12 protein-coding genes and 1 pseudogene are annotated in these 16,242 nt (G+C 60.8%); 9 read left to right on the top strand and 4 right to left on the bottom strand.

Annotated features, from left to right (window positions below; translation table 11 throughout):
- Nucleotides 1-199: 199 nt before the first annotated feature.
- From FGA82_RS24795 to edd, 4 genes are all read right to left on the bottom strand, one after another.
- A complete protein-coding gene (locus tag FGA82_RS24795) occupies nucleotides 200-1,669 on the bottom strand; it encodes an ATP-binding protein (RefSeq protein ID WP_077574255.1) in 1,470 nt (489 codons plus the stop codon).
- Nucleotides 1,659-2,390 carry a response regulator gene (locus FGA82_RS24790; RefSeq protein ID WP_007917879.1) on the bottom strand — a complete coding sequence of 244 codons (732 nt, stop codon included), beginning with the start codon at nucleotides 2,388-2,390 and terminating at the stop codon, nucleotides 1,659-1,661. Before FGA82_RS24790 ends, FGA82_RS24795 begins: the two co-directional genes overlap by 11 nt.
- 179 nt (nucleotides 2,391-2,569) lie before the next feature.
- Nucleotides 2,570-3,529, bottom strand: coding sequence for a glucokinase (locus tag FGA82_RS24780; RefSeq protein ID WP_141129114.1), 960 nt, complete (start codon nucleotides 3,527-3,529; stop codon nucleotides 2,570-2,572).
- Nucleotides 3,526-5,352: a phosphogluconate dehydratase gene (gene edd, locus FGA82_RS24775; protein ID WP_141129113.1), complete on the bottom strand. Its 1,827-nt coding sequence runs from the start codon at nucleotides 5,350-5,352 to the stop codon at nucleotides 3,526-3,528. Before edd ends, FGA82_RS24780 begins: the two co-directional genes overlap by 4 nt.
- A gap of 220 nt (nucleotides 5,353-5,572) precedes the next feature.
- Here edd and gap point away from each other — a divergent pair, with 220 nt between their 5' ends.
- The 9 genes and pseudogenes from gap (at nucleotide 5,573) to FGA82_RS24730 (ending at nucleotide 16,216) form a co-directional block, all read left to right on the top strand.
- Nucleotides 5,573-6,574: a type I glyceraldehyde-3-phosphate dehydrogenase gene (gene gap, locus FGA82_RS24770; protein WP_141129112.1), complete on the top strand. Its 1,002-nt coding sequence runs from the start codon at nucleotides 5,573-5,575 to the stop codon at nucleotides 6,572-6,574.
- A 204-nt stretch (nucleotides 6,575-6,778) separates the two neighbouring features.
- Nucleotides 6,779-7,297, top strand: coding sequence for an RNA polymerase sigma factor (locus FGA82_RS24765; RefSeq protein WP_007917886.1), 519 nt, complete (start codon nucleotides 6,779-6,781; stop codon nucleotides 7,295-7,297).
- Nucleotides 7,298-7,422: 125 nt separating this feature from the next.
- Nucleotides 7,423-8,388 carry a FecR family protein gene (locus tag FGA82_RS24760; protein ID WP_141129111.1) on the top strand — a complete coding sequence of 322 codons (966 nt, stop codon included), beginning with the start codon at nucleotides 7,423-7,425 and terminating at the stop codon, nucleotides 8,386-8,388.
- Between the two features lie 122 nt (nucleotides 8,389-8,510).
- On the top strand, nucleotides 8,511-11,096 hold the full coding sequence (locus FGA82_RS24755; protein WP_141129110.1) for a TonB-dependent receptor: 2,586 nt from the start codon (nucleotides 8,511-8,513) through the stop codon (nucleotides 11,094-11,096).
- 111 nt (nucleotides 11,097-11,207) lie between these two features.
- Nucleotides 11,208-11,804, top strand: a complete 597-nt coding sequence (locus FGA82_RS24750; RefSeq protein ID WP_141129109.1) for a biliverdin-producing heme oxygenase — start codon at nucleotides 11,208-11,210, stop codon at nucleotides 11,802-11,804.
- Nucleotides 11,805-11,957: 153 nt separating this feature from the next.
- Entirely contained in the window at nucleotides 11,958-12,368 is a 411-nt protein-coding gene (locus FGA82_RS24745; protein WP_141129108.1) for a YbaN family protein, read from the top strand.
- Nucleotides 12,369-12,516: 148 nt separating this feature from the next.
- Nucleotides 12,517-13,791, top strand: a pseudogene (locus FGA82_RS32975) (chemotaxis protein); the annotation flags it as partial.
- Nucleotides 13,792-13,941: 150 nt separating this feature from the next.
- Nucleotides 13,942-14,697 carry a methyl-accepting chemotaxis protein gene (locus FGA82_RS32970; RefSeq protein WP_407692549.1) on the top strand — a complete coding sequence of 252 codons (756 nt, stop codon included), beginning with the start codon at nucleotides 13,942-13,944 and terminating at the stop codon, nucleotides 14,695-14,697.
- 172 nt (nucleotides 14,698-14,869) lie between these two features.
- A complete protein-coding gene (locus FGA82_RS24730; RefSeq protein WP_141129106.1) occupies nucleotides 14,870-16,216 on the top strand; it encodes a CoA transferase in 1,347 nt (448 codons plus the stop codon).
- Nucleotides 16,217-16,242 lie beyond the last annotated feature (26 nt).

Raw genomic sequence — 16,242 nt, 5'->3', positions numbered from 1 at the left:
GTACCCGGTCTTTACCCACCCCAGCCCTCTCCCCGAGGGAGAGGGGGCCGACCGAGGTGTAATGAGTTATCCGCCGACCTGATACATTGAGTCGATTATGGATTCGCTACCGGACTTCCAGGTCGGCGTATCTCTACAGCATCCCCCGATCAGTCCCCTCTCCCTTTGGGAGAGGGCTAGGGTGAGGGGCTCTTTTGACCTAATCCGCCGAACGCGGCAGTTGCAGGGTCACCCGCAACCCACCCTCACGCAAATTCTGCAACGTCACTTCCCCGCCATGGCTGTGGGCAATGTTGCGCGCAATGCCCAACCCCAAACCATAGCCCTGCTGCTGCCCCGCCAGCCTGAAGTGCGGCTCAAAAACTTGTTCCAGCCGCTGCTCCGGCACACCCGGCCCTTCATCATCAACGTGCAAGACAAACGCGCTGTCATCGTCATCGATGTGCAGATGTGCGTTCTGCCCATACTTCAAGGCGTTGTCGATCAGATTACCGATGCACCGTTTCAGCGCCAGCGGTTTACCCGGATACGCCGCCAACGCGCGACCGTGTTGAGTCACGCGACCGTTGCCGTTCGGCGCCAGATAGGGCTCGACCAGACAATCCAGCACATGGTTGAGATCCACCGGCTCGATGTTCTCGTGGATGTCGGTGTCTTTCACGCATTGCAGCGCGCCCTTGACCAACAACTCCAACTCATCCAGATCGCGGCCAAATTTGGCTTGCAGCTTCTCGTCTTCAAGCAATTCGACGCGCAAACGCAAACGGGTGATCGGCGTGCGCAGGTCATGGGAAATCGCGCTGAATAACTGGCTGCGTTCAGTCAGGTAACGGCTGATGCGCTCGCGCATGGTGTTGAAGGCGCGGCCCACTTCGACTACTTCACTGCCGCCGCCCTCGGCCACTGGCTCGACGTCGGCACCCAGCGACAGATCCCGCGCGGCGCGCGCCAGACGCTTGAGTGGGCGGCTCTGCCAGTGCACCAACAGGCCGATGAACAACAGCAAGAATCCGCTGGTGAGGACGATAAACCACACCTGCTGCGATGGCAGGCCTTGCTCTTCAAGGCTGGTGTACGGCTCGGGCAACAGCGAGGCGATGTACAGCCATTCACCCGGGGCCATTTGAATCTGCGTGACCAGCACGGGCGGATTCACCGGCTCCAGAGTCAGCGCGTAATGCGCCCACGAGCGCGGCAGCTCATCGAGTTTCAGCCCGGCATTGAAAATCCGCAGGTCTTCGGGACTGACAAAGGTCACCGAAATATCCGTGTCATTGCCGAGGGTCTGGCGCAGCACTTCGTCGACCGCTTTCATCACCGCCGCTTTACGCGGCGTGACCGGCAGCACGTCCATGCCCAACGGCTTGTCGTTAAGTGTCACGACGAAGCGGGTGCCGCCCATGCTGCGTAATTGATCGAGCACCAACGGCCGATAAGCCACCGGCAATGAACGGAAATAGCTGACGCTGGCGGTCATTGAATGGGCGAGGCTGCGGGCGCTGGTGACCAGGCCTTCGAGTTGCGTGGCACGCAGTTGCGAGACCCAGATCACGCTCGATAACGTCTGCGCAAACAGTACGGCGAGCAAGGTCAGCAACAACATCCGCCCGAGCAGCGAACGCGGTACCGGCACCTTGGCGGCGAGTTTGCGCAGCGACTCAGTGAGCATTGCCGGCAACCACGTTGGCTGCCAGTTGATAGCCACTGCCGCGCACGGTGCGGATCAGCCGTGGCGGTTTCTCGGTGTCGCGCAGACGCTGGCGCAAACGGCTGACGGCCATGTCGACGATGCGATCGAGCGGCATCAGATCACGGCCACGGGTGGCGTTGCCGATGGTGTCGCGGTCGAGGATTTCCTGCGGATGATCGAGGAACAGTTTCAACAGGGCGAAGTCGGCGCCGGAGAGAATCACTTCCTCGCCGTCAGTGTGAAACAGCCGATGGCTGACCATGTCCAGCCGCCATTCATCGAAGGCCAGCACGTCGCTGCCACTGCGCTCCTGACCGAATTGCGCACGCCGCAGCAGAGCTTTGATGCGGGCTTGCAGTTCGCGCGGGCTGAAGGGTTTGCCGAGGTAATCGTCGGCGCCAAGTTCCAGGCCGATCACGCGGTCGGCTTCGTCGGAACTGGCGGTAAGCATGATGATCGGCACCTGCGCCTGACGCGGATGCTGACGCACCCAACGGCACAGGCTGAAGCCGTCCTCGTCGGGCAGCATGACATCGAGGATCACCAGATCGCTCGGCGCCTCGTTGAGGGCCTGACGAAAACTGGCGCCGTCGGCCGTGGCACGCACCTGAAACCCGGCGCGGGTCAGGTAGGTTTCCAGCAACTCGCGTATTTCCTGGTCGTCATCGACCAACAATATCGACTTGTTGACTGAGCTCACTTCGAAGGCATCCTTGTTGTTGGAATTGGGGCGGATTATGCCTTAAGCACTGATTTTACAAACACCACAAAACAACTGTAGGAGTGAGCCTGCTCGCGATAACGGTGTGTCAGTCAACGAATGTGTTGAATCCAAGACAGCTATCGCGAGCAGGCTCACTCCTACAGTCTGAGTGCATTTCAGGTTGGGATTGATTGATCCAGGGCTACGCCGGCGCCCACCAGCCCGGAATACGGCGCTGTCACCAGCCACACCGGAATGCCTTTGAAGTAATCGCTCATGCACCCTTTGTCAGCGAAGCTACGGGCGAAACCGCTTTCGAGGAAGAAATCGGCAAAGCGTGGAATCACACCACCGACGATGTAAACCCCACCCCTCCCGCCCGTGGTCAGCACGTTGTTGCCGGCGACACGGCCGAGCCAGCAGCAGAACTGCTCGAGCACTTCCAGGGCAATCGGATCACCTGCCAGCCCGGCCGCCGTGATCGCTTCCGGCGTATCAAGCGTTGGCTCATGTCCGCCCACTGCGCAAATCGCGCGGTAGACTCGCGGCAAACCGCCGCCGCTCAACGCGGTTTCCGCGCTGACATGGCCGATCTCGTTGTGGATGTGCTGCCACAACTGGGTTTCACGCGGACTGCTCAGCGGCAAATCGACATGACCGCCCTCGCCCGGCAACGCCGCGAAACGACCTTCACCGAGGTCGAGCAAGGTGCCGACGCCAAGGCCAGTGCCCGGGCCGATCACCACCGCCGGACGCAACGGCTCCGGCGCACCCTCGCAGACCACGCGGAATTCGCCCGGCTGCAAGCGGGTCATGCCCAGCGCCATCGCCGAGAAGTCGTTGACCAGCAACAACTGCTCGACCTGCAGGGTTTTGCAGAATGCGGTGCGGCTCAGGCGCCAGTGGTTGTTGGTGAACTTGAACTCATCACCGCTTACCGGCCCCGCCACCGACAGGCACACCGAACCGATCGAACCCGGCGCCAGACCGAGCCCGCTCAGGAACAGGCTGATCGCCTCTTCCGGGCTGGCATGGTCGGCCGTGGCCAGCACCTGAACCGATTCCAGTTGCTGGTTTTTCCACAACGCGAACCGCGCGTTGGTGCCTCCGATGTCACCGACCAAAGCCAGTTTCAATTAAGCGTCTCCAGGGCAGAAGTGAAGGCGCTGGCGCCCTGCTCCGCCGAGCTGAAGGCCATGCGCATAAAGCCAAACAGTTCGCGACCGCTGCCGATGTTGTTGGCCAGCAGGCCTTTGGCGGGTTCGCGCGCTGCAAATTCTGCGGCGTCGACCTTGAGTTCCAAGGTGCCTTTGACGCCATCGACGCGAATGATATCGCCCTCTTGCACGCGCGCCAAAGCGCCACCGACATAAGCTTCCGGACTGACGTGAATCGCTGCGGGGATTTTCCCCGAGGCGCCGGACATCCGCCCGTCAGTCACCAACGCGACTTTGAAGCCGCGATCCTGCAGCACGCCGAGGAACGGCGTCATCTTGTGCAGCTCCGGCATGCCGTTGGAACGCGGGCCCTGGAAGCGCATCACGGCGACGAAATCTTTTTCCAGCAGGCCAGCCTTGAACGCGTCGGCCAGGTCCTGCTGATCCTGGAACACCATGGCCGGTGCTTCGACGATCTGGTTTTCCAACGCGACGGCGGACACCTTCATCACACCGCGACCGAGGTTGCCTTCCATCACACGCAAACCACCCTCCGCCGAGAACGCACGGGCGACCGGGCGCAAGATGTTTTCGTCGAGACTATCGACCGGGCCTTCACGCCAGACCAGTTCGCCGTTATCGAGGAACGGCTCTTTGGTGTATTTGCTCAAGCCGTGGCCGAGCACGGTGTTGACGTCTTCGTGCAGCAGACCGGCGCCGAGCAGTTCGCGGATCAGGAACGACATGCCGCCCGCTGCCTGGAAGTGGTTGATGTCGGCTTTGCCGTTCGGGTAAACGTGGCTCAGGGTCGGCACGACTTCGGAGAGGTCGGCCATGTCCTGCCAGGTCAGTTGAATGCCTGCGGCCATGGCGATGGCCGGCATGTGCAAGGTGTGGTTGGTCGAGCCGCCGGTGGCGTGCAGCGCAACGATCGAGTTGACCAGCGATTTCTCGTCGACGATTTCGCCGATCGGCATGAAGTTGCCGTTCTGCTTGGTCAGGCGCGTCACTTGGTGCGCGGCTTCGCGGGTCAGCGCATCACGCAGCGGCGTGTTCGGATTGACGAAAGACGCGCCCGGCAAGTGCAGGCCCATGACTTCCATCAGCAGCTGGTTGGTGTTGGCGGTGCCGTAGAAGGTGCAGGTGCCCGGGCTGTGGTAGGACTTCATCTCCGATTCCAGCAGCTCTTCGCGCGTGGCTTTGCCTTCGGCGTACTTCTGGCGCACGTCGGCTTTTTCCTTGTTGGAAATCCCCGAGACCATCGGCCCGCCCGGAACGAAAATCGTCGGCAGGTGGCCGAAACGCAGCGAACCCATCATCAGACCCGGGACGATTTTGTCGCAGATGCCGAGCATCAGCGCGCCGTCAAACATGTTGTGAGAGAGCGCCACAGCGGTGGACATAGCGATCACTTCGCGGCTCGGCAGGCTCAGTTCCATGCCCGGCTCACCCTGGGTGACGCCGTCGCACATCGCCGGCGTACCGCCAGCGAACTGGCCGACCGAGCCGATTTCGCGCAGGGCATTCTTGATTTGTTCCGGGAACACTTCGTACGGCTGGTGCGCCGAGAGCATGTCGTTATACGAAGAAACAATGGCGATGTTCGCCGAGTTCATCATCCGCAGGCTGTGCTTGTCTTCGCTGCCGCAACCGGCCACGCCGTGGGCGAAGTTGGCGCATTGCAGCTTGCCGCGCATCGGCCCGTCGGTGGCGGCGCCGCGAATCAGTGCAAGGTAAGCCTGACGCGTGGCGCGGCTGCGGGCGATAAGCCGTTCGGTGACCTCAAGGACGCGGGGATGCATGTGTAGAACTCCAGGCTAACGGATGTGGCGACCTGATTGTCTATGCTGATCAAACGCCGTTGTTGTTGGAATGACAGACGGCTTTTTTGACCATTCGGACCAGTTGATTCAGGTCACTCGTTGTAGATAAAACAAAATATTGCCATTAAAAAGGCTTGTTTTCTATTTTTATGCGAATAATCTTGTAATTCCAACAACAAAACGACGGCGGCGCTGTTCCATGACTCTTCGAATCGCAATCAATGGTTTTGGCCGTATCGGCCGTAATGTCCTGCGCGCACTGTATACCCAAGGCTATCGACAGGATTTGCAGATCGTCGCCATCAACGATCTGGGCGACAGCTCGATCAATGCCCATCTGCTCAAATACGACACCGTTCACGGCACGTTCGACGCTCAGGTCGAGCATGACAACGAAAGTCTGACCGTTAACGGCGACCGCATTGCGGTCAGCGCCATTCGCAACCCGGCCGAGCTGCCATGGGCGGCGGAAAAGATTGATGTGGTGTTCGAATGCACCGGTCTCTTCACCGACCGCGCCAAAGCCGCCGCGCATATTACTGCCGGCGCCCGCAAAGTGATCATCTCGGCCCCGGCCAAAGGTGCCGACGCCACTGTTGTCTATGGCGTGAACCACGACATTCTGCGCCAGTCGCACCAGATCATCTCCAACGCTTCGTGCACCACCAACTGCCTGGCGCCAGTGGCGCAAGTGCTGCACCGCGAGCTGGGGATCGAAAGCGGCCTGATGACCACGATTCATGCCTACACCAACGATCAGAACCTCACCGACGTCTATCACACCGACCCGTACCGCGCGCGTTCGGCCACGCAGAACATGATCCCGAGCAAGACCGGCGCCGCTGAAGCGGTGGGCCTGGTGCTGCCGGAACTGGCGGGCAAACTGACCGGCATGGCCGTGCGGGTGCCGGTGATCAATGTGTCGCTGGTGGATTTGACCGTACAGCTGAAAAAAGAAGCCAGCACCGAGGAAGTCAACGCGCTGATGAAGGCTGCGAGCCAGCACTCGAAGATTCTCGGTTTCAACACCCTGCCGCTGGTATCCAGCGACTTCAACCACAATCCGCTGTCGTCGATCTTCGACGCCAATCACACCAAATCCAGCGGCAAACTGCTGAAAGTGCTGGCCTGGTATGACAATGAGTGGGGCTTCTCGAACCGTATGCTGGATAACTGCCTGGCGCTGTGTAACGCCGAGTAAGGTTATCCCGATCCCCTGTAGGAGCTGCCGCAGGCTGCGATCTTTTGATCTGGTTTTTAAGATCAACATCAAAAGATCGCAGCCTTCGGCAGCTGCTACATTTCGATCCGCACAAGACCTTTACCGTTCTTTGACAAATCAAGGCTTGACCATACCTGCAGATGACAATCATTATCATTCGCTCAAAATGGATCAGGTCCTCCCGTGAGTCAATCGCGCTTCAACCATGTCTTCCTCACCCAGCGCACCTCGCTGCTGCGTACGCTGGAACGGATGGTCAACAATCACAGCACCGCTGAAGACCTGCTGCAGGAGACCTACCTGCGCGTGACGCGGGCGTTGAGCGAGCGGGCCATCGATCACCTCGAACCTTTTGTCTTCCAGACCGCGCGCAATCTGGCGCTGGATCATTTGCGTGCGCGCAAGATCCATTCGCGAACCATGGTCGATGACGTGCCGCAGGATGTCGTGCACAGCGTCGCCGCCCCCGCCAGCAGCGCCGAAGATGCCGCCCACGCCGAACAGATGCTGGAGCGCCTGAACGTGAGCCTCAGTCAACTCAGCCCCCGCCAGCAGCAGATTTTCATCCTCAGCCGTTTGCACGGGAACAGTTATCAGGAAATCGCTGATGAATTGAATGTTTCCCTCAGCACCGTGCAGAAAGAACTGAAGCTGATCATGACCATTTGCATCGGCGTCGCCGAACGCCTGAATGGCGACTGAAGCTGTAGGGCTTTTCTGTAAGTGCCAGGATCGACTGCACGGATCAGCGGGCTTTGTTACCCTTGCCCGACTTTTACGCTTCACTTAAAAAAACAGCCGTGCGCAGACACTGCCGAGGAAACACCGTGACGGACACCCACCGCTCGCCTTCGCCGGATTCGGTGCAGGACGCTGCAAACGCAATGGACCAGGCACTCGACTGGCTCATCGTGCTCGGCAGCCCCGACGAGGAGCAGACCCGGCAGTTTCATGCCTGGCTGGCGGCCGATCCGTTGAATGCCGAAGCGTTCGCCAAGGCCCAGGCGATCTGGGATGGCCCGCAAATCGCTCAGTGCGCGCAAAGCCTGGCGGCCAAACCTGCGAAAGTCACCTTCCTCCAGCGTCTGCGTCCGCACTGGAAACCACTGGCCACTGCTGCGGTACTGGTGCTCGGTCTGTTCAGTTTCAGCAATTTGCCCATGCGCCTTCAGGCCGATCACCTCACGGTGGTTGGCGAGCGTCAGCGTCTGCAACTGGAGGACGGCTCGAAAGTTCTGCTCAACACCAATTCGGCATTCTCCAGCACCATCAACGATCAGCAGCGCGTTGCCCGGTTGTTTCAGGGCGAAGCGTTTTTCGAGATCGCCAGCGGCCGCAGTCAACCGCTGGAAATCGATGCTGGCCCGGTCCGCGCCAGCGTGCGCGATACTGCGTTCGCGGTGCGTTATCTCGATGGCGTGGCGCAGGTCAACGTGCAGCGCGGCGACGTCGATTTACGCGCCACGCACAACGATGCCCGTGTGCGCCTGACTGCCGGCGAAAGCATTCGCATCGGCCCCAACGGTTTCGACCGCCCGGCCAAACTCGATGCCAACACCGATCTGGCATGGGTGCAGGGCCGGCTGGTGTTCGAGAACTGCCCGCTGAATCAGGTGCTGGCCGAATTGCGCCGCTACTACCCGGGCTGGATCATCAACAACAACGAGCAACTGGCCGACGTCGCCGTAACCGGCAATTACCGTCTCGATCAGCCGCTCGACGTGGTGCGTTCCCTCGCGCACATCACCTCGGCGCGCCTGCAGGAATTCCCCGCGCTGGTGATTTTGAACTAAATGAGAATTATTTTTACTCGATAGCCAACGTCAGTACGTCTCGTTATAGCCAATGCAATTGATTCGCATCACGCGAAGCCAATCAGCACCTATAAAGATTCGTGCGACACGGAGCGCTATCGATGTCCTCACGCCTTACCCGCCAGACTTCCTCCCCTTCCCGCGTATTGTCGCTGCTGACCGCGGCCATCCTGATGGCCGGCACCGCTCCACTGATGGCGGCCACCGAGCAACCGACGCGCAACATGGGCGATTACTCGTTCGCCATCGGCCAGCAGCCGCTGGTGTCGGCACTTAATGCCTTCACCGCCGTAACCGGTTGGCAGGTCGGCTTGCCGGCAGAACTGGGTCAGGGCGTGTCGTCGCCGGGCGTGCGTGGCTCGTTGCCACCGGAAAAAGCCCTGGAGCGCCTGTTGGTGGGGACCAACCTGAGCTTCCGCAAAATCAGCAACAACAACGTTGTGCTGGAAAAGCGCAACGCCAGCGGTACGCTCAATCTGGATCAGGTGACTATCAGCGCCACCCGTCAGGAGCAGTCGGTCAACAGCGTGCCGGCCACCGTCACCGTGCAGACCCGCCAGGATCTGGACCGCAACAACGTCAACACCATCAAGGATCTGGTGCGTTATGAGCCGGGCGTTTCCGTTGGCGGCGCCGGTCAACGTGGCGGTATCAGCGGCTATAACATTCGCGGCATCGACGGCGACCGCATCCTGACTCAGGTTGACGGCGTCGAAGTGCCGGACGGTTTCTTCAACGGCCCGTACGCCAAGACCCAGCGCAACTACGTTGACCCGGAAATCGTCAAACGCGTGGAAATCCTCCGTGGCCCGGCCTCGGTGCTGTATGGCAGCAACGCCATCGGCGGCGCCGTCAGCTACTACACCCTTGATGCCGACGACATCATCAAACCCGGCAAGGATGTCGGCGCACGTCTGAAAACCGGTTACAGCTCCGCCGATGACAGCTGGCTGAAGTCCGCCACGGTTGCCGGCCGCGCCGACCAGTTCGACGGCTTGCTGCATTACAGCCAGCGCGACGGTCACGAAACCGATTCCTACGGCAGCAACAATGGCACTGGCCTTGAGCGCACCGCCGCCAACCCGGAAGACGTCCGCGCCTACAACGTGCTGGCCAAGATCGGCTGGAACTACAACGAAGATTCGCGTCTGGGCCTGACCTACGAAAAGTACAAGGATGATCGCGACACCGATCAGAAGAGTGCTTACGGCGGCCCGTACTTCAACGGCGCCCCGACCATTCCGAACAGCGTGCTGCCCGGCGGCATGTACCAGTGGCGCACCGGCAACGACACCATCACCCGTGAACGTTTCGGCATCGAGCACTCGTTCGCCCTCGACAGCCTGCTGGTCGATAACGTGAAGTGGAGCCTCAACCACCAGATCGCCAAAACCGACCAGAGCACCACTGAGTTCTACTACCCGATCACCCGTAAAGTGCTGCGTACTCGCGACACGATTTACGAAGAAAAGCAGTGGGTCTTCGATGCGCAACTGGACAAGGCTTTCGCCATCGGCGCCACCGATCACGTCCTGACTTACGGCACCACCATCAAGCAACAGAAAGTCACCGGCTCGCGCAGCGGCGACGGCACCTGCCTGGCCGTCGGTCGTGGCTGCACCGCCATTGGTGCGACCAGCACCGCTGACGTGTTGGCAAAAGCCACCGACTTCCCGGACCCGACCATCAACACCTATAGCGTGTTCGCTCAGGATCAGATCAGTTGGAACAACTGGACCTTCCTGCCGGGCCTGCGCTACGACTACACCCAGCTCAAGCCACACATCACCCAGGAATTCCTCAACACCGTGGCGGCTGACGGCCAAGGCACGGTCAGCGACGAGAACAAGACCTGGCACAAAGTCTCGCCGAAATTCGGCCTGACCTACGCCCTGACCGAGAACTACACCTGGTACGGTCAGTACGCCGAAGGCTTCCGCACCCCGACTGCGAAAGCCCTGTACGGCCGCTTCGAAAACACCACCACCGGCTACAGCGTGGCGCCGAACCCGGACCTCGAACCGGAAAAAAGCAAAAGCTACGAAACCGGTCTGCGCGGCCACTTCGAACAAGGCTCGTTCGACGTCGCGGTGTTCTATAACAAGTACCGCGACTTCATTAACGAAGACGCTGTGACCCCGGGCCGCAACGAGCTGACCTTCCAGTCGGCCAACATCAAGCACGCCACCATCAAGGGTGCGGAAGTCAAAGGTCGCCTGAATCTGGATGCGTTCGGCGCGCCGCAAGGCCTCTACACCCAAGGCTCGATTGCCTATGCCTACGGTCGCAACAACGACAACGGCGAGCCGATCAACAGCGTCAACCCGTTGACCGGCGTGTTCGGTCTGGGCTACGACCAGGACAACTACGGCGGCCTGCTGAGCTGGACCGTGGTGAAGAAAAAGGATCGCGTTGACGACAGCAACTTCAAGTCGCCGGATGGCGTCAGCAGTCAGTTCAAGACGCCGGGCTTCGGCATTCTGGATCTGGCCGGGTATTACAAAGTCACCGACGACGTCACCGTCAGCGGCGGCATCTACAACCTGACCGACAAGAAATACTGGCTGTGGGATGACGTGCGCGGTTACGACAGCGTCGGCGAAGCCTCGGTGACACAACCGGCCAACCTCGATCGCCTGACCCAACCGGGCCGTAACTTCGCGATCAATTTGATCTGGGACATCTGATCCGGCCAACCTCACTGCGCGTGTTTTCTCCCCGCGCAGTGAGGTTTTTTTACGCTTGTACGTCGTCTTGTTCGTCTCGTTATCAAGCGCCTCTTTTATCAAGGACATGTCATGACCACTTCGGAAAAAGCCCTGCGTTCACAACGTCTGAACCAGATCACCCATGAGCCGCACAGCAAGCTCGACGCCCTGGTCAAAGCCCACGCGCCGTTCGAGACCCGCGCCAACTTCGCTCGTTTTGTCGTCGCGCAATACCTGTTCCAGTCGGAACTGGTCGAGCTGTACAACGACGCCGAACTCACCGCCATCGTCCCGGATCTGCCGGCGCGTTGCCGCGCCGAAGCGGCCAAGGCTGACCTCGCCGATCTCGACACTGAAGAACCGGCAGCGGTCGCAGGCGCGGTGAAAAGCCCGAGCAAGGCTCGCGCACTGGGCTGGATTTTCGTTTCCGAAGGTTCGAAGCTCGGCGCGGCGTTCCTGATCAAACGCGCTGTGGCGCTGGAGCTGAGCGAAACCTTTGGTGCCCGTCACCTCGGCGAGCCTGAAGGTGGCCGTGCCGAAGGCTGGAAGAGCTTCGTGCGTACCCTCGACTCGCTGCAGTTCAGTGCTGAGGAAGAAGCCGAAGTCGAGCAAGGTGCGATTGACGCGTTCAACCGCTTCACCGTGCTGCTGGAACAGGCTTACGCCACCGAAGCTGAACCTGCCTGACACAACACACATCCCCCTGTAGGAGCTGCCGAAGGCTGCAATCTTTTGATCTTGAAAACAACATCAAAAGATCGCAGCCTTCGGCAGCTCCTACAGGGGAACTGCGTAAGCCTGTAAGATCTCCATTCCGCTTCAGAAGCCACCGCGTAGCCCATGCCGCAACCCGCCTCTTCGAAACTCGCCCGTGTGCTGTTCGGCCTGCTGGCTTACGTCAGCCTCGGCGTTGGCCTGATCGCCATCGTCGTGCCCGGTCTGCCGACCACCGAGTTCATCCTCCTCGCCGCCTGGGCCGCGACACGCAGTTCGCCGCGCCTGAGTGCCTGGCTGGAAAACCATCGCCTGTTCGGGCCGATCCTCAGCAATTGGCGCAACGGCAAGATCATCGCGCGCAAGGCCAAAGTCAGCGCGACAGTGAGCATGTTGCTCTGTGCGACCCTGATGCTGGTGATGCTCGACCACGGCTGGCCGGTCTATCTGGCGATTGCCGGGATGAGTCTGGGCAACCTGTGGATCTGGTCGCGCCCGGAATCAATCCCTGCCCGCATCGATCCTTCATCACACTGAAACATCCCTGTAATTAATCGCTTTTTCGGCACTTTCTCCTGCGCAAACGTTTAGCGCTGACCGTCCGTCGGCACGCGCCTCATGACCTCTGCTTCCACGCCGATGAGCATTGAATGGCGCTGAATGGATTTGGCGAACCGGATAGTTCATGTCCGACTGCCACCCGTTTATTCATTCGCGAGATCGCCCCATGTTCGACTCTCTGTCCATTCGCCTGAAAATCGTCCTGCTCTCCGGTCTGTGCCTGCTCGGTGTGGTTGCGCTGATCGTCGGCATGAACATCTACCAGACCAATCAGAACGACGAACTGGTCAGCAACTCCAGCAACAAGCTGCTCACCGCCAGTGTCGAGAATCTGCTGCAAGCCAAAGCCGCCGAGCAAGCGGTGCGGGTGCAGAAAACCTTCGGCGAAAGCCTGACGGTGATCACCGCCCTGGCCGACCAGATCAAGGACATGCGGGTAATGGCCGCCAAGCGTTCGCTGGACGCCGGCGCCTTGCGCGAAGAGTTGAACCTGAGCCTGAAAACCGCCTTCGAGCGCAACGACAAAGTGCTCGGCATCTGGCTCGCTTTCGAACCGAACGCTCTCGACGGCAAGGACGGCGAATTCGCCAACGATGCCGCTCGCCAGTCCAACGAAGCCGGACGTTTTGCCACGTACTGGAGCCGCGCTGCCGGCGCCTCGCTGAACACGATCATGGTCGAAGAAGACCTGACCAAAACCACCCTCAGCGTCAGCGGCACGCCTTACAACAGTTGGTACACCTGCCCTCGCGATAACAAGCGTACGTGCCTGCTCGATCCGTATGCCGACACTGTCGGTGGCAAGGAAATGCTCATGACGACCATTTCCGTGCCGTTGATTGTCGACGGCAAAGCCATCGGTGTCGTCGGTGTCGACATCGCCCTCGACGCCCTGCAAGCAGCGGCCGTCGAGTCCCAGCGCAACCTGTTCAACAACGCCGGGCACATGCTGATCGTCTCCGGCAGCGGCGTGCTCGCTGCCGACAGTTCCAATGCCACCAAGGTCGGTAAAAAAATCAGCGACACCCTCGGCGCCGATGGCCAGGATGTGCTGCAACTGCTGACCTCCGGCACACCGAAAATTCTCGAACAGGGTGATTTGATTCGTGCCGTTTACCCGGTCGATCCGATCGGCAACTCGCGTGCTTGGGGCGTGGTCATCGACTTGCCGAAACAAGTACTGCTGGCCGACTCGGTCAAGCTGCAAGCGGTACTCGACGATGCCCAGGAAACCGGCGTGCTCACCGCGCTACTGGTCGCCGTGGTCGCCGGGCTGGTCGGCCTGCTGCTGATATGGCTGACCGCCTCCGGGGTGACTCGTCCGATCAATAGCGTTGCCGAGATGCTGAAGAACATCGCCAGCGGTGAAGGCGATCTGACCCAGCGTCTGAACTACGCCAAGAAAGATGAACTGGGCGAACTGGTGAACTGGTTCAACCGTTTCCTCGACAAGCTGCAGCCGACCATCGCGCAGATCAAACAGAGCATCACCGAGGCGCGCGGTACCGCCGACCAGTCTTCGGAAATCGCCCGCCAGACCAGTGAAGGCATGCAGGTGCAGTTCCGCGAGATCGACCAGGTCGCTACCGCCTCCAACGAAATGAGCGCCACCGCCCACGACGTCGCCAACAGCGCGTCGAACGCGGCCAATGCCGCCAAAGGCGCCGACCAGTCGGCCAAGGACGGCATGTCGATCATCGAACGCAGCACCCGCGACATCAATCAACTGGCCGATGAAGTCAGCAAAGCGGTGACTGAGGTTGAAGCGTTGGCGGTGAACAGCGAGCAGATCGGCTCGGTGCTGGAAGTGATCCGCAGCATTGCCGAACAGACCAATCTGCTCGCCCTCAACGCCGCTATCGAAGCTGCCCGTGCCGGTGAGAGCGGCCGGGGTTTCGCGGTGGTCGCCGACGAGGTACGCAACCTCGCCAAGCGCACGCAGGATTCGGTCGAGGAAATCCGCATCGTGATCGAGCGCATCCAGACAGGCACCCGTGGTGTGGTCGCGACCATGCACTCGAGCCAGACCCAGGCACACAACAACGCCGGGCAGATTCGTCAGGCCGTCGATGCACTGGGCAAGATCAGCGACGCGGTGACGGTGATCAGCGACATGAACCTGCAGATTGCCAGCGCGGCTGAGCAACAGAGTGCGGTGGCCGAAGAAGTGAATCGCAACGTCTCGGCGATTCGTACCGTGACCGAAACCTTGACCGGCCAGGCGACTGAGTCGGCAGCGATCAGCAGCCAACTCAATGCACTGGCCAGTCAGCAGATGAAATTGATGGATCAGTTCCGCGTCTGACGCGAAGAAATCGTTCCCACGCTCTGCGTGGGAATGCAGCCCGGGACGCTCCGCGTCCCAATCGGAAGCTGGAACGCGGAGCGTCCCTTGATGCGTTCCCACGCGGAGCGTGGGAACGATCCTCCTCGTGCTTTTTGCACTATCATCGCCCTCTCGCTCCGGAGGGCCTTCGATGACTGATTTACTCACGTCCATTCAAGCCGCACTCGGCTTGCCGCATACGCCGATTCCGTTCACCGCCGATGGCGCCCTGCCCTCGGCGTTCGCCGTCACCGAGCTTGCCTGCGCCAGCATCGCCGCGGCCGGGCAGGCTGTCAGCGAACTCCTGCATCAGCAAACCGGCCACCTGTCCAACGTTGCAGTCGACCGGCGTTTGGCCTCGTTCTGGTTCTCGACCTCGCTGCGCCCCATAGGCTGGCAAGTCCCGCCACTATGGGACCCCGTCGCTGGCGACTACGCGACCCGCGATGGCTGGATCCGCCTGCACACCAATGCCCCGCATCACCGCGCCGCCGCTGAACGCGTGCTCGGTGCCTGCGCGGACCGTGTCGCGATGGCGGTGAAAGTCGCGCAATGGGCAAGTATGGATCTGGAGCAAGCAGTGGTCGACGCCAAGGGCTGCGCCGCCGAAATGCGCAGCTGGGCACAGTGGCAACAGCATCCGCAGGGGTTGGCGGTGAATGCCGAGCCGCTGGTGCACTTCCTCGATTCGCAGGATGAACACAGTCAGCCGTGGCAAGGTTCGGTGGCGCAACCGTTGGCCGGGCTCAAGGTGCTGGACCTGACGCGCGTGCTCGCAGGCCCCACCGCCAGCCGTTTTCTCGCTGGGCTTGGCGCCGATGTATTGCGCATCGACTCACCGACCTGGAACGAGCCCGGTGTCGTCCCGGAAATGACCCTCGGCAAACGCTGCGCGCGACTGGATCTGCATGACTCGGCGGATCGCTCGGTGTTTGAAGGTTTGCTGAAAGACGCCGATATTCTGCTGCACGGGTACCGCGCCGACGCACTGGAGCATCTCGGCTTCGGCGTTGAGCGCCTTCGCCAGCTCGCGCCGGGCCTGATCGATGTCGGCCTCAACGCCTACGGCTGGAGCGGCCCGTGGCAGAACCGCCGCGGCTTCGACAGTCTGGTGCAGATGAGCAGCGGCATTGCCGAGGCCGGCCAGCGCTGGAAGCAAGCTGACAAACCGACGCCGTTGCCGGTGCAGGCGCTGGATCATGCGACCGGATACCTGATGGCGGCGAGTGCGCTTCGACTGTTGACCGAGCGTTTGAACACGGGTCGCGGTGGCTCGGCGCGGTTGTCATTGGCGCGGACGGCGAAACTGTTGATCGAGCATGGGCCGGGGATAACTGAAACGCTGCGCGCCGAGGATGAACAGGATCAGGGTTTGCTGATTGAACAGACCCCGTGGGGCCCGGCGCATCGTTTGCAGGTGCCGGTGAAGATCAGCGGCACACCGATTCGGTGGGCGTTGCCGGCTACAGAACTGGGTTCGCACCGGCCACAGTGGTGAATCTGAAACCGCTATCGCGAGCAGGC

The organism is Pseudomonas fluorescens, assembly GCF_005938625.1.
Taxonomy (GTDB): Bacteria; Pseudomonadota; Gammaproteobacteria; order Pseudomonadales; family Pseudomonadaceae; genus Aquipseudomonas; species Aquipseudomonas fluorescens_BD.
Note: the sequence above shows the minus strand (reverse complement) of the source record. Positions and strands in the feature narration are given on the sequence as shown.

Excerpts from the sequence above, each read along its gene's own strand:
- FGA82_RS24730 (WP_141129106.1), top strand. The coding sequence starts at position 14,870 with ATGACTGATTTACTCACGTCCATTCAAGCCGCACTCGGCTTGCCGCAT.
- FGA82_RS24795 (WP_077574255.1), bottom strand. The coding sequence starts at position 1,669 with ATGCTCACTGAGTCGCTGCGCAAACTCGCCGCCAAGGTGCCGGTACCG.
- FGA82_RS24750 (WP_141129109.1), top strand. The coding sequence starts at position 11,208 with ATGACCACTTCGGAAAAAGCCCTGCGTTCACAACGTCTGAACCAGATC.
- edd (WP_141129113.1), bottom strand. The coding sequence starts at position 5,352 with ATGCATCCCCGCGTCCTTGAGGTCACCGAACGGCTTATCGCCCGCAGC.
- gap (WP_141129112.1), top strand. The coding sequence starts at position 5,573 with ATGACTCTTCGAATCGCAATCAATGGTTTTGGCCGTATCGGCCGTAAT.
- FGA82_RS24755 (WP_141129110.1), top strand. The coding sequence starts at position 8,511 with ATGTCCTCACGCCTTACCCGCCAGACTTCCTCCCCTTCCCGCGTATTG.
- FGA82_RS32970 (WP_407692549.1), top strand. The coding sequence starts at position 13,942 with ATGCAGGTGCAGTTCCGCGAGATCGACCAGGTCGCTACCGCCTCCAAC.
- FGA82_RS24745 (WP_141129108.1), top strand. The coding sequence starts at position 11,958 with ATGCCGCAACCCGCCTCTTCGAAACTCGCCCGTGTGCTGTTCGGCCTG.